19 protein-coding genes and 1 pseudogene are annotated in these 25,163 nt (G+C 48.2%); 15 read left to right on the forward strand and 5 right to left on the reverse strand.

All coding sequences use genetic code 11. From position 1 onward, the window contains the following. Positions 1–3 precede the first annotated feature (3 nt). From AB4124_RS17085 to AB4124_RS17105, 5 genes are all read left to right on the forward strand, one after another. Complete coding sequence (locus tag AB4124_RS17085) at positions 4–900, forward strand: carbohydrate ABC transporter permease (protein ID WP_441973820.1); 897 nt, start codon at positions 4–6, stop codon at positions 898–900. 111 nt (positions 901–1,011) lie between these two features. Next, complete coding sequence (locus tag AB4124_RS17090; RefSeq protein WP_441973605.1) at positions 1,012–2,637, forward strand: ABC transporter substrate-binding protein; 1,626 nt, start codon at positions 1,012–1,014, stop codon at positions 2,635–2,637. 92 nt (positions 2,638–2,729) lie between these two features. Then, a complete protein-coding gene (locus tag AB4124_RS17095; protein ID WP_441973606.1) occupies positions 2,730–5,780 on the forward strand; it encodes a glycoside hydrolase family 38 C-terminal domain-containing protein in 3,051 nt (1,016 codons plus the stop codon). Beyond that, positions 5,777–5,956 (forward strand): hypothetical protein, encoded by a 180-nt coding sequence (locus tag AB4124_RS17100; protein ID WP_430205075.1) that lies wholly within the window; start codon positions 5,777–5,779, stop codon positions 5,954–5,956. Before AB4124_RS17095 ends, AB4124_RS17100 begins: the two co-directional genes overlap by 4 nt. A gap of 506 nt (positions 5,957–6,462) precedes the next feature. Further along, complete coding sequence (locus tag AB4124_RS17105) at positions 6,463–8,088, forward strand: hypothetical protein (protein ID WP_441973607.1); 1,626 nt, start codon at positions 6,463–6,465, stop codon at positions 8,086–8,088. A 157-nt stretch (positions 8,089–8,245) separates the two neighbouring features. Here the strand turns inward: AB4124_RS17105 and AB4124_RS17110 are convergent, their stop codons facing one another. Further along, positions 8,246–10,495: an AraC family transcriptional regulator gene (locus AB4124_RS17110; RefSeq protein ID WP_441973608.1), complete on the reverse strand. Its 2,250-nt coding sequence runs from the start codon at positions 10,493–10,495 to the stop codon at positions 8,246–8,248. 301 nt (positions 10,496–10,796) lie between these two features. On the opposite strand from AB4124_RS17110, the gene AB4124_RS17115 reads away from it, so the two are divergent. The 3 genes from AB4124_RS17115 (at position 10,797) to AB4124_RS17125 (ending at position 14,731) form a co-directional block, all read left to right on the forward strand. Continuing rightward, positions 10,797–11,708, forward strand: coding sequence for an ABC transporter permease (locus AB4124_RS17115; RefSeq protein WP_379406099.1), 912 nt, complete (start codon positions 10,797–10,799; stop codon positions 11,706–11,708). Positions 11,709–11,834: 126 nt separating this feature from the next. Continuing rightward, positions 11,835–12,746 (forward strand): carbohydrate ABC transporter permease, encoded by a 912-nt coding sequence (locus AB4124_RS17120; protein WP_441973609.1) that lies wholly within the window; start codon positions 11,835–11,837, stop codon positions 12,744–12,746. 446 nt (positions 12,747–13,192) lie between these two features. Continuing rightward, positions 13,193–14,731, forward strand: a complete 1,539-nt coding sequence (locus tag AB4124_RS17125; protein ID WP_441973610.1) for an extracellular solute-binding protein — start codon at positions 13,193–13,195, stop codon at positions 14,729–14,731. 412 nt (positions 14,732–15,143) lie between these two features. Here the strand turns inward: AB4124_RS17125 and AB4124_RS17130 are convergent, their stop codons facing one another. Together AB4124_RS17130 and AB4124_RS17135 are read right to left on the reverse strand one after the other, a co-directional pair. Continuing rightward, positions 15,144–16,151, reverse strand: a complete 1,008-nt coding sequence (locus AB4124_RS17130; RefSeq protein WP_441973611.1) for a GDSL-type esterase/lipase family protein — start codon at positions 16,149–16,151, stop codon at positions 15,144–15,146. A gap of 42 nt (positions 16,152–16,193) precedes the next feature. Beyond that, a complete protein-coding gene (locus tag AB4124_RS17135) occupies positions 16,194–17,255 on the reverse strand; it encodes a GntR family transcriptional regulator (protein WP_441973612.1) in 1,062 nt (353 codons plus the stop codon). A 269-nt stretch (positions 17,256–17,524) separates the two neighbouring features. Between AB4124_RS17135 and AB4124_RS17140 the strand changes: the two genes are divergently transcribed. Continuing rightward, the gene (locus tag AB4124_RS17140) at positions 17,525–18,550 is read left to right on the forward strand and encodes an SGNH/GDSL hydrolase family protein (RefSeq protein ID WP_430112226.1); all 1,026 of its coding nucleotides are present in this window, start codon (positions 17,525–17,527) and stop codon (positions 18,548–18,550) included. Between the two features lie 320 nt (positions 18,551–18,870). Here the strand turns inward: AB4124_RS17140 and AB4124_RS17145 are convergent, their stop codons facing one another. Beyond that, complete coding sequence (locus AB4124_RS17145) at positions 18,871–19,044, reverse strand: hypothetical protein (RefSeq protein WP_441973821.1); 174 nt, start codon at positions 19,042–19,044, stop codon at positions 18,871–18,873. On the opposite strand from AB4124_RS17145, the gene AB4124_RS17150 reads away from it, so the two are divergent. From AB4124_RS17150 to AB4124_RS17170, 5 genes are all read left to right on the forward strand, one after another. After that, positions 18,971–19,309 carry a hypothetical protein gene (locus AB4124_RS17150; protein WP_430112541.1) on the forward strand — a complete coding sequence of 113 codons (339 nt, stop codon included), beginning with the start codon at positions 18,971–18,973 and terminating at the stop codon, positions 19,307–19,309. The two genes, AB4124_RS17145 and AB4124_RS17150, sit on opposite strands and share 74 nt — an antisense overlap. After that, positions 19,269–19,424, forward strand: coding sequence for a hypothetical protein (locus tag AB4124_RS17155; protein WP_430112224.1), 156 nt, complete (start codon positions 19,269–19,271; stop codon positions 19,422–19,424). The genes AB4124_RS17150 and AB4124_RS17155 overlap by 41 nt, the downstream gene beginning before the upstream one ends. A 132-nt stretch (positions 19,425–19,556) precedes the next feature. After that, positions 19,557–19,997 carry a DUF5946 family protein gene (locus tag AB4124_RS17160; RefSeq protein WP_441973613.1) on the forward strand — a complete coding sequence of 147 codons (441 nt, stop codon included), beginning with the start codon at positions 19,557–19,559 and terminating at the stop codon, positions 19,995–19,997. A 510-nt stretch (positions 19,998–20,507) separates the two neighbouring features. Beyond that, positions 20,508–21,458, forward strand: coding sequence for a LacI family DNA-binding transcriptional regulator (locus AB4124_RS17165; RefSeq protein WP_076321443.1), 951 nt, complete (start codon positions 20,508–20,510; stop codon positions 21,456–21,458). 20 nt (positions 21,459–21,478) lie between these two features. Continuing rightward, entirely contained in the window at positions 21,479–21,628 is a 150-nt protein-coding gene (locus AB4124_RS17170; RefSeq protein WP_441973614.1) for a hypothetical protein, read from the forward strand. Here the strand turns inward: AB4124_RS17170 and AB4124_RS17175 are convergent. Beyond that, on the reverse strand, positions 21,625–22,578 hold the full coding sequence (locus tag AB4124_RS17175; RefSeq protein WP_441973615.1) for a helix-turn-helix domain-containing protein: 954 nt from the start codon (positions 22,576–22,578) through the stop codon (positions 21,625–21,627). The genes AB4124_RS17170 and AB4124_RS17175 overlap by 4 nt on opposite strands. 303 nt (positions 22,579–22,881) lie before the next feature. On the opposite strand from AB4124_RS17175, the pseudogene AB4124_RS17180 reads away from it, so the two are divergent. Next, positions 22,882–25,133: pseudogene (locus AB4124_RS17180) on the forward strand (heavy metal translocating P-type ATPase). The last annotated feature ends 30 nt before the right edge of the window (positions 25,134–25,163 follow it).

Genomic DNA, 25,163 nt, shown 5'->3' on the forward strand with positions numbered 1-25,163 from the left:
ATGTTGAAAAAGGCTGGTTTTGGTTCCAGAGCATTCGATGTATTCAATATGGTTATCATGCTATTCATCCTGATTGTCGTGCTATATCCGATTCTGAACATTATTGCGACATCGCTTAGCGGCACGCGTTACATCTCCTCGGGGAGCGTAACGATTTGGCCCAAGGGATTTAATCTGGAAGCGTACACGACGGTATTTAATGATCCGTACATTTTTAAAGGATATCTGAACTCGATTATTTATGCGACTGGCTCTACGTGCATCATGCTGCTGTTTACGGCACTGATGGCGTATCCGCTCACGATCCCGGGATTTGCGGGCAAGAAATTTCTGACCATTTTTCTCATGATTACGATGTTTTTCGGCGGCGGCTTAATCCCGACCTATCTGCTTATGCGCGGTTTGAATCTGTTGGATACGGTCTGGGTCATGATTCTCCCCGGTGCGATCAGTGCTTATAATGTGTTTCTGTTTCGGACCTTCTTTCTGAATATTCCTTCTGAACTGAAGGACTCCGCCTATATCGATGGAGCGAGTGATTTGGTCGTTCTTTTCAGGATCATACTGCCGTTGTCGAAAGCGCTGTTTGCAACTTTTGCTCTATTCGGTCTGGTCGGAAGCTGGAATAGCTGGTTCGAGGCTTTGATTTATCTGCGAGATCAGGATAAGTATCCTTTGCAGATGGTGCTCCGAAACTACCTGTTTACCTTGGATACGACCGCGATTCAAGGACGAGTAGGAGGCGGCGCGGTCGCCATCAATGCCCCGGGGGAAACGCTTGATCCGAAGGCGGTACGAATGAGCGTCATCATTATAACCATGTTTCCGATCATGTGTATTTATCCGATCTTTCAGAAGCATTTCACCAAAGGGATATTTGTCGGCTCCATCAAAGGCTAGAGATCCGGATGCGCCGGTGCAAGCAAGTTGAGTGTGCAGTCATTCGTGACCAGTAATAAATAGCAGATTTGAAGAAGAAGCGGTTAATTGTGCAAATTAGGGGGAAATGGGATGAACAAATTGGCAAAAATGCTTGTCCTTGGGTTGATCGCGCTGATGGTTTTTTCCGGATGTTCGAATGATTCCAAAAAATCCGATACCCATGAAGAGAATCAAGAAGTCTTGCGCTTTTCGGTCACGCTGCCTGCGAACGGTGTGGATAATCCGAATAGTCTAGTGGGCAAGGAATGGCACAAACGCATGGAAGCTTATATGGGCAAAAAGGTAGAAATCAAATATAACTATATTCCGTCTTCCGAGTATGACGAAAAGGTCAAGCTTATGATCGCAAGCGACGATCTGACGGATTTCTTCGTGACGCCTTTATTCTATGATACGACCGAAATGGCCGAACAAGGCCAGCTTCTCGAGTTAGGCCAGTATCAAGATTTAATGCCGAACTATATGAACTACATTAGCAAGGTAAAGAACGGGATGAAGCGGGTAACGGATGCCGACGGCAACATGTTCACCTTTAAAGAAACCTCCACGCCCAGATTCGCCGAGGATCGCGGCATGCTCATCCAGAATACGTCTGCTTACCGATATGACGTGTTCGAGGCAAATAACATCAAAATTCCGGAAACGCTCGATGAATTTTATGGGGCTGCCAAAAAACTTAAAGAGCTCTACCCCGATAAATATCCCGTTGCGACAAAATGGAACAGCTTGAGATCGCTGTTCTCCGCGAACCATATCCGGGATGAAATTTTTTGGGACGGCGAGAAATACGTATACGGAATTCTGGATGAAGGATATAAAGAGGCGCTCCAATTTGCGAATAAGCTGTATGCGGAGAAACTGTTAGATCCGGAGTATACCATTGATACAGACGATACGCTGAAAAGAAAAGCGCTGAACGGCGACAACCTCATGTGGCTGACGCAGTGGTTTACGACGCCGGCCGAGTACACGAGAACGGCCGACGACGGGAAGATTTTCGCGGTTTCGTTGTATCCCGACAATCCGAAGTACGGAAAAGCCTGGCAGGAGGTTGTGAACGGCAATACCCCTGACTTGGGCTGGGGAGTCTACGGCGTAAGCTCGAAAGTTAAAACCCCTGAAGAATTGATCAAATTCATCGATTATCAATATTCGGATGAAATGATCCAGCTCATCACTTGGGGAATCGAGGGCACAACCTATACGATCGGGGAAGACGGCGTTCCGACCTTTGTCGACTCGCTGAAAACGGCCAAGGATCCCTGGTTGGAGGGCGATAAATACGGCATGCGCGCTAGCCGAAACCATAACCCCGGCTTGCAGATGGTGAGCGACGCAAGAGCGTTCGTGGATTTTGCCGCGACAGACTATACGGTATTTAACGGCAAATATGAAGAGGTGCCGATTGAGAAGGCGGAATTCCTGACGAGTCTGCCTATGCCCGAGAACGACTATGTTCCTTCCTGGTTGAGCGAGCCGTCGATTCAACTCACGGGCAGTGAAAGCCAGCGGGTCTCGGAGATTATGAACCCGATCAAGACGTTCGTTACGGAAGAACAGGCTAAATTCGTAGCAGGCAAAAACAGCTTCGACAATTGGCAGGCATTCATCGATAAGGTCAAAAAAATGGGCAACATTGATGAAGCGCTGAAAATCTATAATGATGCTGCACAAAGAGCGCTACGAAACGAATAGAAATCGTCCCTCCGCTGCAAGGCCGCCGCGGAGGGGCGGTATGCCGCAAGGCGATAGGATCATAGATAACGAAACATAGGATGTGAGAAACCTTGAATGAAAAGAAAGAGATTTTATTCCATGTGGAAAAGCTGCTAAACAAAAGAGATCAATTTATGATGACGAAGCTTTCTGCTATCGATTTTTGCGGTTTTACGACAATGGAACAACTGTTTATTCATGAAATGGATGGACAACCGTTTGAGAGTTTCGCTCCGGGTCAGCGGTGGGGAGAAAATTGGGGATACGGCTGGTTCCGCTCGAACATTATCGTTCCCAAAGAGGCCGAAGGCAAACGGCTTGTGGCCATGCTTGATTTCGGATCTGAAGCGACCGTGTACATAAACGGTATCGTGAGCGGCGCAAAGGACCTTAACCATCATTACGTAACGTTAACCCGTTCGGCAAAAGCTGGCGAGCCATTTGAAATCGTCGCGGAGGCGTACGCCGGCCATTCGGATTCCAGGCCGACGTTTGGAGAGTCACAGCTTTGCGTTTTTGAAGAGGAGGTCTACCAGTTTTTCATCGATTTGGAGTGCTTGTACGATCTTCGCAATCATCTGGATGCCAAATCCCTCCGCGTTGCGGAGATTGATCGATGCCTGACTCAGGTGTTCGCGACGGTCGACCTGACCCTGCGTCAGGAATTGCTCTGTGAGAACGCAAAGCAGTGCCGGAAGTTGATGGAGCCACTCCTCTCCTGCGTGAACGGTTCGACGGCGCCGACCCTGTACCTGATGGGACAGTCCCACCTGGATGTCGCCTGGCTGTGGCCGATCGCGGAGACGAAGCGGAAGATTGCGCGGACCATGTCCAATCAGCTGGCGCTCATGGACGAATATCCGGAATACAGGTACACCCAGAGCCAGCCGTATTTGTTCCAGGTGGTCAAAACGCTGTATCCGGAGCTTTATGCGCGTATCAAACAGGCGGTAAAGGAAGGGAGGATCATTCCCGAAGGCTCCATGTGGGTGGAGCCTGATACGAATCTGCCCAGCGGCGAGAGCCTGATCCGTCAGGCGCTGCACGGGAAGCGGTTCTTCAAGGACGAATTCGGCGTGGACAACGAGATGCTGTGGCTGCCTGACGTATTCGGCTATTCCGGGAACCTGCCGCAAATTATGAAGGGCTGCGGGATCCATTATTTCGCGTCTACAAAATTGTTCGGTACTTATGATAATGTAGCGGATCCGTTCCCGCATAATACGTTCATGTGGGAAGGGATCGACGGTTCGCAAATTTTGACGCATCTGATGAATTACGGCGATTACTATCCAATTCGGATCAACCCGTCGTTCTTGATCCATCAGTGGAGCGATCGCGTCCAGCTTGAAGGAATTTCCACACGTCTCACCCAGTTCGGACACGGCGACGGAGGCGGCGGATCCAATCGGGACGATCTCGAGTTTATGCGCAGGCTCGGCAATTTGGAGGGCGTCCCCAAGACAAAGCATGGCTCGCCGATCGAATTTTTTGAGGATCAGATCGAAAAAGGCATTCCTGACGCCAAATATGTAGGAGAGCTCTATTATCCCGCTCATCGCGGGACTTACACGACGCAAGCGATCATCAAAAAGCTAAACCGGAAGGCGGAAATCGGTTTCCGCGAGGTGGAGCTTTGGGGGGCTGCGGCGGAGCTGCTGTTTAACCGGAGCTACCCTCACGAGGATATGGACCGTCTATGGAAGGTTCTGCTGCTGAACCAATTCCACGATATTCTGCCGGGCTCCTCCATTCATCGCGTCCACGAAGAGGCGCAGTTGGAGCTGAAGGAATTGAATCAGAACGTATATGACATGGCTTCAGACGCAAGAGATGCGCTCACGGACGACGATGCCTCCCGGGTTACCGTCTTTAACTCGCTGTCCTGGCCGAGAAAGGAACTGGTCGCGTTACCTGCCGGCATCTATGGAATTGCGGATGAAAATGGAGTGGTTCTGCCGGTGCAAATGTACGAAGGCCTTCGCTACGCCGAGGTCGAGGCGCCTTCCATGGGCTGGTCAACGTACAAGACTGAAGAAGTGGAAGCGGGAGATGCTCTAGCAACGTCTGCGGTCCTTGCAACGGAATCGCGTCTAGAGAACGAATGGATTGCGCTCGAAATGAACGAACTGGGAGAGTTGACTCGTATTTTTGACAAGGAGACCGGCACGGAATGGGCGGCGGATCGCTGCAACGTCATGCGGATGTATCGGGATCAAAATTCGGATTTCGATGCCTGGGAGATCGATCGGCGCTACCGCTTGGCACCCGTCGAGCTGGATGCGAGCGCCAAGGTATCCGTTACCGCGAACGGCCCGCTTTTCGCGAATATTCGGGTTGAGCGCGAACTGAACCAATCGACCCTGATCCAGGATATCCGGCTTTGTGCCGGCAGCCGCCGGGTGGAATTCCATACGACGGTTCACTGGCGCGAGAAGAACAAGCTGTTAAAAGTCGATTTCCCGGTTCGCGTTCATGCGAACGAGTCGCTGCAGGAGATCCAGTTCGGTTACGTCAAGAGACCGAATCATGCTTCGCGTCCGCATGATGCGGATCGTTACGAAGTGGTTCAGCATAAATGGTCGGCGCTTGCTGAAGCGAATCGCGGCTTCGCGCTGCTGAACGATTGCAAATACGGGATTTCTGTCAACGGCAACACGATGAGCCTAACGCTGCTTCGGGCTCCGACGTGGCCGGATGAGACGTCCGATCAAGGGACGCACCATTTTGCATATGGATTTATGTTCTGGAACGGCGCGTTCCTGGATAGTCCTGTCGTGCGGGAAGCTTACGAACTGAACTATCCCGTCAACCTCGCGTCTGGAGGAGGCCGGGAGGCGCAATCGCTGCTCTCCATCGATCAAGCCAATGTGATCGCGGAGACGGTCAAGCTTGCCGAAGACGGATCGGGCGATTGGATCGTGCGTCTGTACGAGAGCAAGGGAGCTTCTGTAGCGTGCGGGCTTCACTTCGGGCTGTCCATTGCGGCGGTTTATGAGACAACTATGCTGGAGGAGAAGTTGGCGGCTTTGCCGCACGAGGGCGAAGAGGTATCACTTCAGTTCCGTCCGTTCGAGGTGAAGACGATCAGGCTCCGGCCGAATGGGAGGAATAGGGGATGAAGCTGAACGAAGGACAGCGCCTGGTCATGATCGGCGACTCGATCACGGACTGTGAACGTAAATATCCATACGGGGAAGGGCTGTTCCAAGGTGTCGGCAAAGGATATGCCGCACTCGTAGACGGGATGCTGCAGGCGATTGGCTTCGATTGGTCGCGAATGCGCATGGGTTCCTGACGTCAACTGCCTTAGTTGGAATATTTCCTACTATATATTAGGGGGACAGGGAAATCGGACTTCATTGATATTCATAAGCAGAATTGTGGGTTCGAAAGACATTTCTTCACAGAGAACAGCCGCGCAGCTTGTGCGGCTGTTACTCACAAAGATTAATGTATTCGCTTACATAATGTGCTTCGAGACGGAGCTTCCTCATATCGCAAGACAAAACTCCCGTTAAATGTGGTCTGGCTTCATTGAATAAGCACGTGGATAGATGTTTTTATTGCTCGATCTGGAACATCGCATTGCTCCCATGCTGCGAAAGGAGGTGGTTAGTGAGGAGTTCATCAACGGAGAAGCAATGCCGCTCAGTGTCGCTTCGATCGCTTGGACGCGATAAACCAAATACATCCAGAGGTATTTCGTAACCATGGCAGTAGAAATATGGATTGAACAGACGGTGTCGGGTTAGAGCAACGATTTCTTCTATCAAAAGGCCAAAAGTTCGGGAGGTATGAGAAATGAAAATGAAACAGTGGAAACGTGCGGGGATATGGACTTGTATCCTGCTGATGGCCATGACGGCGCCGGGCGCCGCGATGGCAGCGCAGGCGGCGGGAAGCAGCGCCGAGCCGAATGTGAGCAGCGAGAAGATAAAGGTCCAGGGGCCATTCATGATCAAGGTGGTGGATGCCGAGACAGGCAGGGGCATACCACATGTCCAACTGAAGACGACGAACAGTGTGTTGTATTATACGGACAGTGCCGGTATTGTGGCATTTGACGAGCCAGGTCTGATGGATCAGACGGTCTTCTTCCATATGTCGAGTGACGGCTACGACATTCCTGCCGATATGTTTGGCTACCGGGGGCAGGCTGTAGAGGTTAAGCCAAATGGCAGTGTAACGCTCGAGATGAATCGGATCAACATTGCAGAGCGGCTGTACCGGCTGACAGGCCAAGGCATTTATCGCGACAGCTTACTCGTTGGCCAGAAGCCGCCCATTAAGGAGCCGCTGATCAACGGCTTGGTCATGGGACAGGATTCCGTGCAGACGATCGAGTACAACAATAAACTGTACTGGTTCTGGGGCGATACGGACAGACCAACCTATCCGCTGGGGAACTTCCGCGTGACGGGTGCGACTTCCAAGCTTCCGAGTAAGGGGGGACTGGACCCGGATGTCGGTGTGAATCTGGACTATTTTACGAATCAAGACGGTTTCGTCAAAAGTTTGGTGCCGCCTCTGCCTGATGGTGCAGGCATAGCCTGGGTATTCGGTCTGATGACCGCCAAGGACAGCGCCGGACAGGAACATCTGCTCGCTGGCTACAGCACGCACAATCCTGAACCCACCGCCTTCGGTATTCTTGCCTTTAACGACACGACGAAGGAGTTCGAGCAGGTCGTCCAGTTCCCTTCCAAAGACGACTGGCGCCATCCGGGCGGACAGGCGACCTTCTACGAGGAGGGGGGTAAGGGATACTGGCTCTTTACCGAACACCGAATTCCGAATTTGCGCGTTGCTGCCAGCTATGACGCCATCATCGACTATACCCAATACGAATCGTTTACTTGCCTGACGCCGGGAACGACATACAACGGGGCTCAAACGTCGCTGGAACGCGACGCGGACGGTAATCTCGTATGGGGCTGGAAAAAGGACACTCAGCCGCTCAACCAAGAACAAGAGAAAGAGCTGATCCAATTAGGGCTGATCAAAGCTGACGACCCGCGTTATTATCAATTGAAGGATATCGATACTGGTGAAGACGTTCAAATCGCCCAAAGCTCCATTGAATGGAATGAATATCGGCAGCGTTACGTGATGATCGCGCAGCAGATACAAGGCAAGACATCGGTACTTGGGGAAGTCTGGTACGCGGAAGCACCATCGCCTCAAGGTCCTTGGACCAATGCCAAGCATATCGTTACGCATAACGACTATACTTTTTATAACGTAGCCCAGCATGAATACTTCAACAAGGACGGCGGCCGGGTCATCTACTTCGAAGGAACCTATACGAATACATTCACGAATCATGTCCCAACGCCACGGTATAACTACAATCAAGTCATGTATAAACTTGACTTGGCGAATCCGAAGCTGGGGCTTGAGCCGGTTCAAGAAACGAACGGTAAATAGCGCCAGGGCGCCAGAGCTTTTTGGATAAACGAATAAGGACCTTTCCGTAAGCACTGTGGGGCTTTACCGGAAAGGTCCTTTTCGACTTGGATCTGTTCCTGCGGAACAAGCATACTTAGCTGCCGCTCCTCCATGATAAGCTGGCAAGCGCGATATCTTAACTAGGGGAGTCCCCGTGGATTTCCCGATACTGCTTCGGAGTTAGATTCGTGAACTTCTTGAATGCGGAAAAAAAATGCCCTTTGGATATGAAACCGCATTGATCTGCGATCTCCAGCACCGAGAGCTGGCTGGAGATCAGTTTCTCCTTCACTCTCTCGATTCGTTCCTGAAGGATGTACTCGGACAATGACACGTTCATGATCTCTTTGAATAGCTGCCGGATATAGCTGACGGAGAAGGAAAAGTTGTCGGCTATCTGCTCGATCGATAATTGCGCATCCTGCAAGTGGTTGTCCGCGTATTCTTTAATCTCCAAGACGATCTCTTCCTTGCGGCTCGAAGATTTCGGAACTTCGGTCTCGGATGCGAGCTTCGTGACGATGCTCTCCAGCCATGCTTGAAACTCGGACAGCGTGCTGTACCGCTCCAGCAATTGATGGATGCTGCTGATTTCATGCAGAACGCTGGACTTGTTAAAATTTTTGAGCAGGTCATAAGTAAAGTAGGTCAGGTTAAGCTTACAGTCGCGATAAGGAAGCTCATGGACGTGCTTCATCTGCTGACGCAGCAGAACGAGCGCGGTCTCCGGGCGGCCGCGGCGGATCGACTTGATGATCTCGGCTGTCTCCAGCGCCTCAGACGCAGAAGGATACCCTGCCATAAACTCTTCATAATCGCTCTCCAGAAAAATTTGCTTCTCTCCGTTAAGAAATCGCAGTTTCGTCAATTCGTAGATATGATCATAGATGTTTCGGATATTGGCGCCGAAGTCATAGGCATTGCTGACTGCAGCCGTTGTATCAACGTTCAGGATACGTGCGACCTGATTCTGCGTCTCCGCCAGAAGACGTTGTAGTTGAAGCCCGCCCGATGCATGGCCACCAACGACCAGAATGATATGGTCGCCACCCATATCCAAGCCTTCGGCCGCATAAGAACCTGCACCAAACACTTCTTCGCTAATATTGCGTATGGCGTACTTGATCAATTTCCGGGAGGGGAAATCGTAACGTTCGCAAAAGACCGTATAGGCTTCGATCCGAAGAACGGCCAAAAACAGAACGTCGCAGGAAGCGAGCTTGGTCTGGGTATGGATATATTCATAGCCCTTGGTACCTGGCGTCCCGTGCAGCATCCACTGGGCGAGTAGTTCCGTTCGAACGAGCTCGGATTGGTTTCTCATGGATGCATGAAGCTGCTCCACGTTGATCAGCAGCATATCGATGCCGTCGTGGATCCATTGGATATCCGGCTTGGCATCGAACGTGGAGTTTGCGAATGCAACCTTTCCCTTCAGCTTTTCCGACAAGAAGGTGATGGAACGCAAGGAACGGCGAGAACTCCAGAAGAACAACAAGGAGAGGAGTGCCAGTAGCAGCAATGTATACGTTATCAATTTGTGCTGGAATAAGGAGATATGGCGTGTCAAAATATGATACTCGTTCGAGTAGTATACCGACCAATTTTCAGTAGTCAGCTTGGCTGTATTGACGAACCATCTCTGATGGGGGAGCCGAACTTGAAAATCACTGTCCTGCTGCTCCTGGCTCGCTTGATAAAGCTGTCCGCTCAGCGCGGGATTAGGCACGCCCAATAGAAGTTGCCCATGCTCGTCGAGAATCCGAATGTCTTGCTCCGAGGAGACCGTTTGACCGAACAGAAGCTTCGACAGCAGCGGTTTATCAATGAGCAGCACGAGATAGAAGTCAGACGGCTTCTCGGGGGTTGCGGGCAGAATAAGGGCCAGGGAGTCCGAGCCATCCAGCGAATGATTAAAGAAGCGCAAATATTGGCGGTGGAATGACTCCACACGCTCCAGCATGCTCGGGTCGGCAAAGGATTCACTGCGGACGATTCCGGCTTTGGAATCGACGACAAGATTTTGCTTCAAATTAATCAGATAGGATCGCTGGATGAGCGGTTCGGTGGACATGAAGTTGGATTGGGCGACGAGTACAGCATGGTTGATGAGCGGATCGTTGCTTGTATTGAAGAACCAGTTCTGAATATTCTGATCGGCGTACATGCTGAGCCCGTTAGCTTTCAAATTGCCGAGAATCATTTCGGCCTTCGAAGCCAGGTTGTTTACTTCGTTCTGCGAATTGCTGCGCACCTCCAGCATGGTGTATTTTGCGAATTCCGCAGACAGTAAATAGACGAAGGGAATCATGGAACAGATCAGAACGGTGGTCAGTACAAGAAAGGTTCGAAAATAGGTCTTCTGTAAAATAGGTTTGATCTTCATATATAAGCCAGCACCCCTTGCTGATGGATTGACGGTTTAAGGGTATAACGTAACGGTTCGATAGAAGAAATGAGCCGTGACCTCTTTACTCAATCATATCCTGACCCTTGTGTGAAGTCCTCATTTTAACAAAGTAGAAATTAAGATGATGCTGAAAGCCCGATTTACCGCACAATCCTTAAGTTGAATACCCTTTGTGACACAATGAGGACTATTCCGAATTCCTCCTTCCGTACATAATAAACACTGTCAGGATATGGCCACATCGGACAGACCAGATCGAATGGAGGGATACTATAAATTGAGAATGTTTAGGGATCTTGTAAAGAACCGGGGCTTGTATACGATGGCGATACCGGGAATCATCTTTCTCGTTGTCTTCTCCTATGTTCCTCTGTCCGGACATCTGCTAGCGTTCAAGGACTTTCAGATCAGCAAAGGCATATGGGGCAGTGATTGGGTGGGGCTGGACAACTTTCGCTTCTTTTTCTCCAATCGGGATTGGATTCAAGTGACGGTCAATACGGTTTATTTAAATGCGCTGTTCATTATTTTCGAGATGGTTTTTGCGCTTCTCATTGCTCTTTTCTTGAATGAGATTCGCTTGAAATGGTTTAAACGCACGATCCAATCCGTCATCTTCCTTCCTTATTTCATTTCCTGGGTCGTCGTCGGGTATATGGCATTCATTTTATTCAACAATACGGACGGCCTGATTAACCGCGTGCTGGGCATGACCGGGCTTCAAGCTGTCGATTGGTACCAGACCCCCTGGGTATGGCCGATTATTCTAACCTTAACGCGAATCTGGAAGAGTGCCGGTTACTACTCGATTATTCTGCTCGCTGCCATTACAGGTTTCTCCACCGATTATTATGAGAGTGCCCGCCTGGATGGAGCCACGAGGCTGCAGCAGATGAAATACATTACGCTGCCCTTGCTGAAGCCGCAAATCATCATTCTCGTCCTTTTGGGAGTCGGACGGATCTTCTACGGGGATTTCGGCATGATCTACGGAATTATCGGGGACAACGGAATTCTATTCCCGACGACTGATGTCATCGATACATATTCCTATCGGGCGTTAAGGCAGCTTGGCAATTTTAGCATGTCATCAGCTATCATATTCTATCAGTCTATCATGGGGCTTATCGCCGTCGTTTCGTTTAATGCGTTGGTTCGGAAAATCGATAAAGACTCCAGATTATTTTAAGAGCTTGTTCAAAATGTCATCTTTCCATGACAAAGCAAATTATGAAGTGGACTCGACATCGAATCTTGAACTGACTTTTTGGACACGCACTTTAATTTCGCGGAATGTAAGGGAGGTGAATTCCAAATGAATCGTCCGGATGCTCTGATCCCGCCCCCACGAGTCCAACGGACAACCGAGTTCTCCGATAAAATGGCGGTGTTGTTGTTCGGACTGTTTTTGATTATATTTGCGCTGGCTTGTTTGCTTCCTTTTTGGCTGATGGTCATTAATTCGTTCTCCAGCACCCAAAGCTTGGCGGTGAACGGATACTCCATATGGCCCGCTGAATTTACGCTGGAGTCGTATCGTTTCCTCCTTCAGGGCAAGCAAATGTTTACCAGCTATGGCATCACCATTGCGGTAACAGCCATCGGAACCGTTATCGGCCTCGTCGTCACTGCGTTGTTTGCTTACGTGCTGGCCCATCCGAAGAACCGATACCGCGGCTTCCTCTCGTTTATGACCTACGTGCCGATGGTGTTTGGCTCGGGGCTCGTCGGCTTCTATCTTCTGGTCGTTCAATGGCTGCATCTGAAAGATACGCTGTGGGCGCTTGTGCTCCCTTACGTCATGAATCCGTTTTTTGCGTTTATCTTAGTCTCGTTCTATCGCTCGTTGCCTTATGAGCTGAACGAATCGGCTAACATGGACGGCGCCGGAGAGTGGACAATCTTCTTCAAAATTATCCGGCCGATCTCAACGCCGGTTATTGCAACGATCAGCTTGTTCTACGCACTGCAATATTGGAACGATTGGTGGCTGTCCCTTCTGTTTATCGATAACAGCGATATGTACCCGCTTCAGCTGCTTCTTCGGCAGCTCATGTCGCAGATGCAGCTCACGTCGCTCAATCACGGCAATGTGCTTACGCTGCCGCCGGCGGAAGGGGTCAAGTTGGCAACGGTATGCCTGACGATCGGCCCAATTATACTTGTCTATCCAATGGTTCAGAAGTATTTTGTCAAAGGTCTGACGCTCGGTTCGGTGAAAGGTTGAATATAAGAGGTTGTTCAAAAAGCCGTCTTTGCATGACGAAGCAGGATCATGAAGCGGATTCGACGTCGAATCTTGAATTCAGCCGGGCCAAAGCGTATGTTCCCGAAGCATGTTTCCTGCGGAAACCTTTCAGTTGCTCACGTAGCCTCCAGTAAGCTAACGGACACCATAAACGCTATTAGCCCGCTATGTGGTAGTTCCTGATTCTAACGGACCGAGGAGACCTTATTTCGGTCAAAAGCGGCTAAATGGCCGCCATGAGGGACCAATAAGGCCTCTGGAGTCCGTTACAGCGGGAAATAGCCGGGAAATGGGCAAATAAGGTCATTACGGTCCGTTACGCTGCCGCGCTACCGGGCGTCCCTAGCTTCATCCAATCTTCTTGGTCCTGAAAACCTGACTTTTTGGCACGCACTAAAGATGATGATTTGAAGGGAGTAATTTACATGGCCAAATCAAAACGCAAGTTCTTGGCGACGACGCTGCTCGGACTAGCCATCGCATTGTCCGGGTGCTCCGGATCCGGCGGGGACGCCTCCGCGCCGGGCGATTCCGGGGAAACCGGCGATCCGTCCCTTGAACCGGTCACTTTGGAGGTTGTCATTCCGGGGGCAAAGGGGGCTAACTATGACGAGGTGCTGACCGAAGTCAACAAGCGACTAAAAGCCGAAATCAATACGCAGGTTAAATTTACATTTGTCGACTTTGCCGATCTGAATCAGAAGACCAACGTCATGCTGGCTTCGGGAGAGAGCGTGGATTTGATGTTTGATGCCCCGTGGCTGCATTTGGACACGATGGCTTCCCAGGGCTATTACGAAGAATTAAGCGAACTGCTGGAGCAATACGGCCCCAACGTAAAAAAGACGAGGCCGCAACAAATGTGGGACGCCAACAAAATTAACGGCAACATCTACGGCGTTCCCTTGGGAAGCGCCTATACTCAACAGAGAGCGGTCTTCATCCGAAAGGACCTGAGGGAGCAGTTCAACTTGCCGCCCGTAAAGACGTATGAGGATCTTAAAACTTATCTCTATGCCGTTCGTGACGGTAAGTCCGGTATTACACCGCTACTCGCAGGCGCAGACGACGTCACCTACAGCTGGGTCAACTGGCTGATCCGTGACGATACCAGCATCAACATTCGTCCAACGAATTTTGCTGGAGCCAGTCTGATGCTGTATTACAAGGGCAACGATGGGAAGGTCTACAACTTCTTTGAAACCCAGGAACCTAAAATCTGGTCCGGCATCCAGGATGTCCGCAAGCTGTTCGTGGACAAAGTCATGTCGCAGGACGTTTTGACGAATAAAAGCAGTCCGGCAGAAATGCAGCTTCAGAATAAAGTGGCGGCTACGCCCCAAATGGCCTTTGGGGTTCCCCAATCGTTCAACGACCAACTGAAACAGGTCGTTCCGAGCGGCGAGCTGGAAGCCGTGCGTCTGTTTGACCTTACCCAAGGGAAAAACCTTTCCAATTTCAAGATGGATAACTTCATCTGCATTGTGAAGACAAGCAAGCATAAAGACCGCGCGATGATGTTCCTCGATTGGGCGAACAAGCAGGAGAATTATGATTTGCTGGAGCACGGCATCGAAGGCGTGAACTGGAAATCAACCGGCGAGCATCAATACGAAACGCTGAACAACGATGGCGGTATCATCTCGTTTCAGCTCATGTTGAATCCTACGTTAGAGCGGGAGTGGGCTGGTACGGACGAAGAGACTCAGAAGTACAGTCAATTCATTATGAAAGCCGACAACTTCACGAAGGACATCCTCACCGGCTTCACTTTCGATCCGACTCCGGTGAAGAACGAAGTGGCCCAGTTTGCGACTATTCAGGCCAAATACTATAGTGGATTATTTAACGGCGCGCTTGATCCGGACGAATACTTCGCCAGATTCAAAACGGAAGGCGAAGCGGTGCTCAAGCCAATCCAGACGGAGCTGCAGAATCAGGTCGATGCCTTCTTGGCAAAATAAAAGGGTTGCTTCCATTGAGACTAGCGACCCGTAAAAAAAGGACCGCTTCCAATAGGAAGTAGTCAGCCTGTTGAAAATCTTCAACAGGCTCTTTTATTATTTACGAAATGATGTGGAGTTCGTTTTATGTGGATTCCGGTTCGAGAACGATGCCTCTGTTCCCGATTTTGGTATCCTTACATCAATGGGGAGTGTCCCATGTGGAGCGAAAGCAGCTCAAAATGGCGAATAATGAACAAAAAGAAACGGACTAGCGTATGACTTTACGCTAGTCCGTTTCTTTCTGCATCGACTCGCAAAATATATCGAAAGTGATTACGAGGCATGTATAGATATTTTGACGAAATCGTCCTTGATAAGATTGGACCGCTTCGCATAGGAAGCGGTTCTTTTTGCGGGTCGTTGTTATTTTCTAACGGCTTCCGGTAAACGGGGCAGGACCGGAAATAACCTGACGGATCGTCGCGGCCAGGTGTTCGGCCATTTGCCGATGCTTCTTGACGGAGGGATGACCGCAGCCTCCCATGCCGTCTTCCGGCCGTTTAATGAGCGGGAATTCGACAAAATGAATATTGTCGTCGCCTTCTTCGTTGAGGCTTTTGACGAGAGCCTTCAAATGGGGAGCGGGATCCAGCGTCATCGGACCGATTGCGCAGAACAAAGGGGCCGATGGATATCTATCGCGAATAAAACCCGTCAATTTGCGATATTGTTCAAGGTAATCCGCAGGCTCGATGGGCGCGGACCAATCATTGGTTCCGAGATTAACAACTACCATTTCAGGATGAAACGGATCCATGGCTTGTTGATCGAGATCAGGACAGATGGTTTCCATGAAATAATCCGACATGCGGCCTTCTTGGCCACCGCCGAAATTCTGATAGCATCCCGTGCCGGACGCGCCCACAATCAAAGTTTCGGCATTCAAAAGTTGACCGGTCAGCGAGCTGTAAGCAAGCGCGATATTTTCGCGTGAAGCATCGCAGTCGCAGGGAATCTGCGCTTCGTTGCCAAAGCCGCACGTGATCGAATCACCAATGATGAGCATCCGATGGGGCAGAGGGGACGGCGGACTTAGAAAGGTCCCGTTCTCCGTAGTTAAATCAGTAAATTTAATGCTGCCGAATGCCGCTTCCGTACGTTTCTGCAGCGTTATGGTATGTGGCGAGTCCTCAAGGTCATCCGCAAGCTGGTACAGCCGGTTATCCGGATCGATTCTCATCACCCTTACCGGAAGATCGTCGATATAGACGTTAAGCCAGCTTTTCCCCTCTCCGTTGACATCCTCGATCTCGGCCGTTATTTCCCGTCCTTGAAAGCGCACGGTTATCGCACTTCCGGGAAGAAAACAGGAGATGCCATCCGGTTCTTGATGAAAGAGCCCGTGCCTGAGACTGGAAGACGCAAAGTCGAATTTCATAACGCATTCCTTCCTTTCATTGATTTATTTGAGCTGACAACGTTACCCGTAAGGATTCTCGCATGTAGACTCCCGAATCACCAAAGAAACGCCAGACAATATTTTCGTGTTTCCTCCAAGAGTTTTGCCTTGAATAACTTGGTGGAGTATATGCGCAGCGTTTCTGCCGATTTCCTCGAAATCTTGCCGGACGGTAGACAATCCGATCGAGAGGTTGCTGGAATGGTCCCAATCGTCGAATCCCATAATGGAAACATCCTGCGGAATTCTAATGCCGCGGTCCGTCAGCTTCTCGATCATTTCTATGGCAAGTTTGTCATTGCAGCAAAACAAAGCAGTAACATTCCGCTTCAAAATACTGTCGGCTAGTGCGTCATAGTCCACGCGGGTCAGCAAGTTATCGTCGGTTAACGGAAACTCTGCGTGACGCATGGCGCTGCAATAGCCGGCGAACCGCTCCTGCTCGGAATGAAGAAAGAAGTGATAGCTTGCGAACTTTATTTTGGTGTGCTTCAGACGGATCAGCTCCCGGGTAGCCAGGATCGCTCCGTCATAATTGTTGCATCCGGAAAAATAGCTGGGATGATCCACATTGTACCGGTCTACCAATAGATAGGGGATGTTATTTTGTTCGATGAATAGGTAGTTATCCTTGCTCTGGATCGGATCGAACGGATAAATCAAGAAGCCGTCGACTTTCCGGTCCAGCATTTTCTGAATGGATGCTTGTTCAACGGCCAAATTTTCGTTGCTCCATTCCACGATTAAGGAGTAATTGAATTCGGCGGCCACTTGCTGGGCGCCTTTGATGATTTTCATATACGATACATCGTAATTGTCCTCCGCCGATAAAATGAACGCGATCAAGTGACTCGAATGGTCTGCGGCTTGATCTCCATTTACAAAAGAGCCCTTTCTTTTGATTCTGGTGATTACGCCCTCGTTGGCTAGTTCCGTCATTGCTTTTCGAATCGTTATTCCGCTTACATGAAATTGTTTCATAAGATCTTCTTCATTCGGCAGCTTATCGCCAGAGCGAAGCTTGCCGACTTGAATCTGATGCAGCAGCGCTTGTTTTACCTTCATGTACTTCGGCTCGTTCACAAAAATTCTCCTCTTTTACAGACTGGTGCTTAATCACGGTACTTCAAATGATTTTATAAAAGTATACTTTATTAATGCATTGAAATCAAGGCTGATCTTGAACTTTATGCACATGTATACGTTATAAATTAAGGGAGTTTCATTGCTTTTGTAATTGACTGAAAGTATATCGATTGATAATATAAATATAGTTATTTACTAAATAAAGTATACTTTAATTTGCACTATAAGGATTTCGTTTGTCTATGCAAAAGCTGAAGGGAGGAATTATGTTGGAGTTTAGTTTTATCAAATATGCCAGGCTGATGGGGAGATTCGATCTGACCGAGAAAGAGAAGCCGAAATGCGGATGGGTCAACAGCGCGGTTTTTGTTGCCTTCCGAGGTACGGCCATCTCGATGACGGCTGAGGATTCCGACGGCCAGGATTATGTTGAAATCGTAGTGGACGGTGTCGCTCGTAATTGGATCAATTTGAAGAAGGGGGTACATGAATACATAATCGAACAGGGGCTGCCGGAGGGTGAACACACTTTAGAGATCCACAAGCGAACGGGGATCCTCACCGGAAGTATAGCATTTCATCATTTTTCTCTGCCTGACGGCGGAAGCTTCCTTGCCCCGCCCGCGGTAAAACCTGTCCGGCTTGAATACTTTGGGGATTCCATTACGGATGGAGCAGGGATCGGTCATCCGCATGTGCTCGCTGAAGCTCCGCATCTTGACGACGGATACATGTCCTATGTCGGGATCAGCGCCAGAATGTTGAATGCGGAATATCATACGATGGCCATATGCGGAATTGGCGTTTGGCAGGATGCGGTAGGGAACAAGCAAGGATTGCCGGAACATTTTTCGGGGACGCACGGCAAAGGGACGGCGCCATGGGACTTTTCCCGGTATATGCCTGATGGAATCGTCATTAATTTGGGCCAGAACGATTATTCTACGCCAATTGACGATGAGGCGTATATTGCCGCTTATATTGAATTCATTCAGGTAATCCAGGAAAAGTATAACAATCCCTACGTCTTTTGCTGTGTCGGAACCATGAATAACAACTATCTTGCGAGCGTGAATAAGGTCGTGTCCTATTTCAATCAAAGCGGAAACGGGAAGGTATTCGTAGTTGATCTGGGGTTGATTCATCCGGAGGTGGAAGGATGGGGCGGCCGATATCATCCCGGCTATCAGACGCATTACCGAATGGGATGGGAACTAGCCTCTTTTATATCCGCCAAGACCGGATGGGAATTGCTTAAGCGCCCGTCGATCGCCACGGAATGCGTGTTTTGAAATCGCTCGTTTATTGGGAAGGAAACTTGTGATATACGGCTGCAACAAAAAATATATTGAGTTCAATAGACTTGCCCCGCTGCTTTGCTATTACAAGAACCGGATCCCATAATGTCCGGTTCTTGTATGTAATGAATTGCCCATATTATTTTCTTCGGACAACAAAGGTTCGTGGCGTTAAACGTCATGAACCTTTTCTATTTTCGCTAATGATCCTTGATGACTCCTCATAATCCCAGACCAAAATGTATCCTACCCTTACAAAAATGATCGGACCATACAAAAAAGTGCGTACTACAAGCATATAAGAGCCTGATAACCTACATATAGGATTTTGCTGAGCGGTACGATCGAAATCGAATGTTACTGTTAACAATCCCGTATAGAATAATGATCACTCCTATCCACTGAGGCCAGCTTATGGCTTCTCCCAGCACTAAAGAGGACATGGTAACGACAACCGGCAATTCGGATGACGTAAGAATGGTTCCCAATCCCGAACCAACAAAACTTATTTCCATCGCATTGCTTCTGGTTGGTTCCGTGTTGGCTGCCAATATCCTATTTCAGGAACCCTTGGCGTTGTCATGGCAGGGAAGCTTTTGGGGAATGCTTGCGGCATTATCCTTTTCCACATTCGTTTTTTTGAGTGGGTCGATTGAAAAGGAGACCCCTCCCTCCTATTTTAAAAAGCGCACTTCTTTCCACGGGAGGCGCATTGACCGTATTTATCGTATTTCCGCCAACGTTGTTGTTTGACTTGGATGTACTTATGGGAATCATTCCTTATGGATTAGCTCTGGGCATATTCGGCGGTGTCCTTCCACCACTTCTGTATTCAATTGGAATGCGCTGCAAACGGATCATCGTATAACATTAGCGGTTTTTCGGTAAGATTTGGCCGGATAAGAACGACTCCATTCATTTAGGTATTGACTTTCTCGCAAGGTTAAGGATTATGATTCTAAAGGAAAGAGGGGATTATGAGCTGTTAGGAGGGGAATACGTGTCGAATATTTGCGAAAAATGCAGTGCCCATCTACCTATGGGGAATACATGTCAATCGATTTTTAACGAATTTATGGCACTTGAATTCACCGATCCTAGCTATGGACAGGTTCACTTTCTTACTGTTGCATCTTACATGGTTCAACATGAAGGCTATAGCGATGAAATGTATGTCTGGGTCCAAACCGCATTACGGAAACATCTGGAAGAAGGCTACGCGACGGAGTTGATTCGCCAAGATATGGCCAGAGGACCAGGGAGCACCAAGGGGATTCGAAGGCCAGTGAATGCGTCGCCTCTCCCCAAGGTGGCTTGGACCATGACGATTGCCGACGTGGCTGCACAGATGCATGACGCCGAAAGCTATTGTAAGCTCATTGAGCAGTGGGGGCGTACGACGCTTAAAGAGATGGGAGCACTTGTTTTATATGATGAATGATGCGAATCAGAACCAAGTCAAACGGCGTGCGGCTCTTTTGAGCAAAACCGATTGGTCAGCGCTGCCAGCATCTATTCTTGGAAGAATGCGCAAATTGCGGATTGCGGCGTACTGACTCTGACGCCTTTTAGGGGAAATACTCTCGATCGCGAAGTGGTGCGTTCAATCCGCAAGTATGCCTCTGATCAGGGATACGAACTTCAGTATCAATGTCTGCTCGATAACCAGGCGTCTACTACATCCAACATGCATTTTACGACCAAAGACTCTTCCGGCACCGGTGGGGTCTTTTTTGCGCTTATTTCTTGATTTTTTTAGTAGAGTTATATTGCACAAACTAAATGTAACATCCGGGGAATTGTGTATTTCAAGGAATATTGGATATAAGCGGCCAATCTAGGTTAAGGTCCTCATTAGTGTGATTACACTTGTGGGAAGCTGATTGTTGTTTTACATGCTGATTTGGTGTAAGACTAGTGTATGAAATGTGAGATATAGGAGAAGGTGACAATGGCAAATATTAATGATATCGCAAAGCGTGCAGGAGTATCCGTATCAACCGTATCAAGGGTGCTGAATCAACATCCTTATGTATCTGAATCGAAGCGGGCAGCTGTGCAGCGTGTGATTGATGAAATGGACTATACGCCAAATCGCTTAGCTGTCGATTTAATCCGAAAGGAAACAAGAAGTATCGGTGTGATCATGCCGTACAACAACAATCAAGCCTTTGATCAACTGCTTCATGGTGTACTTAATCGATCGGTTGAACGTGATTATTCCGTGATGGTTCTCCCTACAAAGTACGATCCTGAAAAAGAGCTTAGCTGCTTAAATATGCTGAAAAATAAACAACTGGATGGAATTATCATTACCTCTCGTTCGAACACTTGGGATGCCATTATGCCATATACCAAGTATGGGACGATCGTCGCATGCGAGTTTACGGATCATCCGGAGATTGGCTGTGCTTACATGGATCGATATGCATCTTATGTAGACACGTTTCAACTGTTAAAGGATAGAGGGCATTCACGAGTCGCTTTTACGACAGCAAGAGGAGAAGAGAGTAATAGTACACAGCTGACAATAAAAGCGTATCAGTATATATTTGGTGATCTGTCGCCAGCATACCATATCACGGATTGCTACAGCATTGATGACGGGGTAAGAGCAGCACAACAACTACTTAATATGGATCTTAGACCAACCGCTGTTTATGCGAACGGCGATGAGGTTGCGACAGGCATTTATCAGTATGCAAGGAGCATACAACTGGGGGTGCCAGAGGATCTGGCGATCATTGGCCAAGAGAATCAGCCCGTTGGAATTGGGCTGCACCTGTCTACGGTTGATCATCAATTGGTGAAAGTCGGTGAACAAGCCTTTGATCTTACAATTGAGAAATCAAAGGATAAGGTAGAGATTCCTTACCACATCATTATACGTCAATCGATATAGTTAGGAGCTCATCTTTAATAATGCTGATGGAATGGCGACAAATCCAAGGTTTTAGAAGAGTTTTAAAGCTTTGTCGATGGGCAAAACATGGTTCCATTGAAAGCCGCTATTTTAGCGGCTTTTTAATTTTTATCGATGCAGTTGCCAATATTCAACGGAAGTTAATTTAGTCTGATTTGATTTGATTTCGATATTCGAGAGGACTCATTTCATAAATCTCTTTAAAAGCAGCCCCGAATTTACTCTGACTTTTGTACCCCACCGCCAAGGCAATATCCCCGATGCTTTTTGAAGTCTTATGTAACATGGAAGCAGCCTGCCTGATCCGATATTCTTTCATATATGCCGCAATGGAAACGCCGTATACTCCTTTGAAAGTAGTCTTTAGTACAGTAGGACTGATACAGTATTGCTGAGCTAGTTCCTCAATCGTAAATCTTCGTTCAAAATCTTCTGTCATTCTCTTTTGAATCTGTTTGATAATATCAACTTGCTGCCTTGCATAAATCGTCTTTTGTGTCTCACTGGCTATATCAAAGTAATAAAGATATATTAACATTTCTAGTACTTTAAGCCGGAAATAAGTGGATTTGGCCTCGATAGGAACCGTGTACATACCACAGAAGATATGCTGAATCTCTTCCTTGGCCTGTATAAAAAAGCACTCATCGTTTACAAAAAAACGAGTAGCCATTCCTTGAACATCAATTGGAAGATCGGGCAAATAATCTGACAACTGTTCTGCCAACTTTTCCAAATCAATCGTAATGTTTATCCCTTTATAGTAGCCCAATGGAAGCTCAATGCAATCACTGTGGTTGCTCATTGTGTTCATGAACAAATCACCTTCGCCTATATATTGCAGGCACCCGTCCTTCATTTTACACTCGGCTCGTCCTTCTTGACAGTGATTTAGTTCCAGAATGTTACGTTTGGAGTGAAGTGTTGGTATAAAACGGCTCGCCTGAAAGTTTAAGCTAATGACTTCAACACCAGGCATTACAGCATAGACTGAGGCGGTACCTTTCCCATGCTTAGGATCCAGCTGGTAAACGATGTGGTCATGGTTCCGTGCTACAATCGTGCCTGTACTAAAATGTGAAAAAGCAGATGCTCCCATAGGTTGGCTTCTCCTCTGATTTTTATTTCTATACCCCATCTTAATATATACGAATTCAAATAGACAATTTCCTAGAGTCTTGGGTTTCCATTGGGAATCCATAGGCAGTAGGAGTTCGTTCAACCCAGTATCGCTAAAAATTATTCCAAAACGTCGAACTTTTAGCCCCAATAGATTCACTTTCCAAATTTTATTGAAAAAAACATTGGAGAGAGTATACTTTTAAACAATCAAACGATCATTTGATTGATATATAGTTTGATTGTTATAAAAAATTCGATATTTGAAGGGAGTAGTTTTTTTATGAAAAAAACTTATAAACTGAGCAATCTGGATTGTGCGAATTGCGCGGCGAAGATCGAAAATGGTATTCGCAAGCTGGCTGATGTGACCGAGGTTAAAGTTAACTTTATGGGGCAGAGGATGATTCTGGAGGCTCCGGATGATAAATTTAATGCCGTTCTTGAGGAATCCAAGAAGGTTATAAAAAAACTTGAACCGGATGTATCCATTGAGGCTTAAGCGATAGATGCAAGTTTCTCGATATGGTCCATAACGAATGAACAACGTTAGCCACATTCAAATTGCGCTATTTGATTCAGCAGTGGTTGTGATGATACAGCCGCTGCTTTTTCAAATAGGAGGAGGATAGAGACATGTCAAAAAAGGAAGTAAAACAGTTGGTGCGTATCCTTATTGCATCTGTTGGTTTCGTAGCGGCACTACTCCTAAAGTTAGAGGGCATCGCTGAATTTCTGCTATATCTCGCCACATATCTCATCGTTGGAGGAGACATCATCTGGAAAGCGATGAGAAATATTTCTCGAGGACAGGTCTTCGACGAGAACTTCTTGATGTCAGTGGCCACGATCGGGGCATTCTGTCTTGGCGAGTATTCGGAAGGGATCGCTGTTATGCTGTTTTATCAGGTCGGCGAACTGTTTCAATCCTATGCCGTTTCCAAATCCCGCAGGTCCATATCCGAACTGATGGATATTCGTCCCGACTATGCCAATGTGCTAAGAAATGGGGAATTGATACAGGTCGACCCGGAAGAAGTACAGGTTAATGAAATCGTTGTGGTGAAGCCTGGAGAGCGTATCCCTCTGGACGGTGTTGTTACAGACGGTTTCTCCGCAATCGATACATCAGCTCTTACGGGAGAGTCTGTTCCACGGGAAGTACATGCCGGAGAAAATGTGATTAGCGGCTGCATCAACCAAACCGGTAAACTGACAATCCAAGTAAACAAAGAATACGGCCAGTCTACGGTAGCGAAAATACTGGAGCTAGTTGAGAATTCTTCCGACAAAAAGAGCAAGAGTGAAAACTTTATCACAAAATTCGCTCGATACTATACGCCGATCGTTGTTTTCGCGGCGGTCATTTTGGCCATCATTCCACCGCTTATCACAGGTCAGTCATTTGGTATGTGGGTTGAACGAGCGCTGACCTTCCTTGTCATTTCCTGTCCCTGTGCTTTGGTTATTTCGGTACCGCTCAGCTTTTTTGGCGGAATCGGCGGGGCATCCAAATCCGGCGTTTTAGTGAAGGGAAGCAACTATCTTGAGGCGATGGCCAGAACAGAGATGGTCGTGTTTGATAAAACCGGTACACTGACAAAAGGCAGCTTCGCGGTCAGTGAGATGCATTCCGACAAAATGACAAGTCAGGAGCTATTGGAATTGGCAGCCTATGCGGAGGATTACTCCAACCATCCTATCGCACAGAGTATCAAGAAGGCATTTGGTAGAACCATTGACTCCACCCGGATCAAAGATATCGAAGAAATCGCCGGTCATGGTGTGAAATCTGTGATCGATGGCAAGGTCGTGTTGGCAGGCAATGCCAAGCTCATGAAACGTGAACGCATCTCCTTCAAAGAAAAGAATCTTGTAGGTACCGTAGTTCATCTGGCTGTAAACAAGGAATATATAGGATATATCCTCATTGAGGATGAAATTAAGGAGGACGCTGCGCGCGCTATCGCAGCTTTGAGATCGGCAGGAATCAAGCAGACCGTTATGCTGACCGGTGATGCCGATGCCGTGGGGAAAAAGGTTGCCGCAACGCTCAAACTAGACAAAGCCTATACCGAGTTGTTGCCAGCGGATAAAGTTGAACGAATGGAAGAATTAATGAAGGAGAAAAGCGCCAACGGAAAACTGGCTTTTGTCGGTGACGGCATCAATGACGCACCTGTTCTTGCTCGCGCCGATATCGGCATAGCCATGGGCGGCTTGGGTTCCGATGCGGCGATTGAAGCTGCGGATGTTGTGATCATGACCGATGAGCCATCCAAAATCGCCACCGTGATGAAGATAAGCAAAAAGACGCTCCGTATCGTCAAACAAAACATCATTTTTGCTCTGGGTGTCAAGGGAATTGTACTGGTTCTGGGAGCGCTTGGCATCACAACCATGTGGGGAGCAGTATTTGCTGATGTTGGAGTATCCGTCATTGCAATTATCAACGCAATCCGGGCACTCAACGTGAAAAAACTCAATACGCAAAAAACAGTAGCCCGAGAGCAAGGGGAGAGAGCGCTGGCTTAATGTTGAGGGGGGTGTTACCGGATAGATTCT

It is taken from the genome of Paenibacillus sp. 2KB_20, from assembly GCF_052115765.1.
Lineage (GTDB): Bacteria > Bacillota > Bacilli > Paenibacillales > Paenibacillaceae > Paenibacillus_AQ.

What these genes read in the sequence shown, in the direction of transcription:
- AB4124_RS17140 (WP_430112226.1), top strand. Translation starts at nt 17,525, where the DNA reads ATGTTGGAGTTTAGTTTTATCAAATATGCCAGGCTGATGGGGAGATTC.
- AB4124_RS17175 (WP_441973615.1), bottom strand. Translation starts at nt 22,578, where the DNA reads ATGGGAGCATCTGCTTTTTCACATTTTAGTACAGGCACGATTGTAGCA.
- AB4124_RS17090 (WP_441973605.1), top strand. Translation starts at nt 1,012, where the DNA reads ATGAACAAATTGGCAAAAATGCTTGTCCTTGGGTTGATCGCGCTGATG.
- AB4124_RS17125 (WP_441973610.1), top strand. Translation starts at nt 13,193, where the DNA reads ATGGCCAAATCAAAACGCAAGTTCTTGGCGACGACGCTGCTCGGACTA.
- AB4124_RS17120 (WP_441973609.1), top strand. Translation starts at nt 11,835, where the DNA reads ATGAATCGTCCGGATGCTCTGATCCCGCCCCCACGAGTCCAACGGACA.
- AB4124_RS17150 (WP_430112541.1), top strand. Translation starts at nt 18,971, where the DNA reads ATGGCTTCTCCCAGCACTAAAGAGGACATGGTAACGACAACCGGCAAT.
- AB4124_RS17130 (WP_441973611.1), bottom strand. Translation starts at nt 16,151, where the DNA reads ATGAAATTCGACTTTGCGTCTTCCAGTCTCAGGCACGGGCTCTTTCAT.
- AB4124_RS17170 (WP_441973614.1), top strand. Translation starts at nt 21,479, where the DNA reads ATGCTGATGGAATGGCGACAAATCCAAGGTTTTAGAAGAGTTTTAAAG.
- AB4124_RS17110 (WP_441973608.1), bottom strand. Translation starts at nt 10,495, where the DNA reads ATGAAGATCAAACCTATTTTACAGAAGACCTATTTTCGAACCTTTCTT.
- AB4124_RS17165 (WP_076321443.1), top strand. Translation starts at nt 20,508, where the DNA reads ATGGCAAATATTAATGATATCGCAAAGCGTGCAGGAGTATCCGTATCA.
- AB4124_RS17100 (WP_430205075.1), top strand. Translation starts at nt 5,777, where the DNA reads ATGAAGCTGAACGAAGGACAGCGCCTGGTCATGATCGGCGACTCGATC.
- AB4124_RS17105 (WP_441973607.1), top strand. Translation starts at nt 6,463, where the DNA reads ATGAAAATGAAACAGTGGAAACGTGCGGGGATATGGACTTGTATCCTG.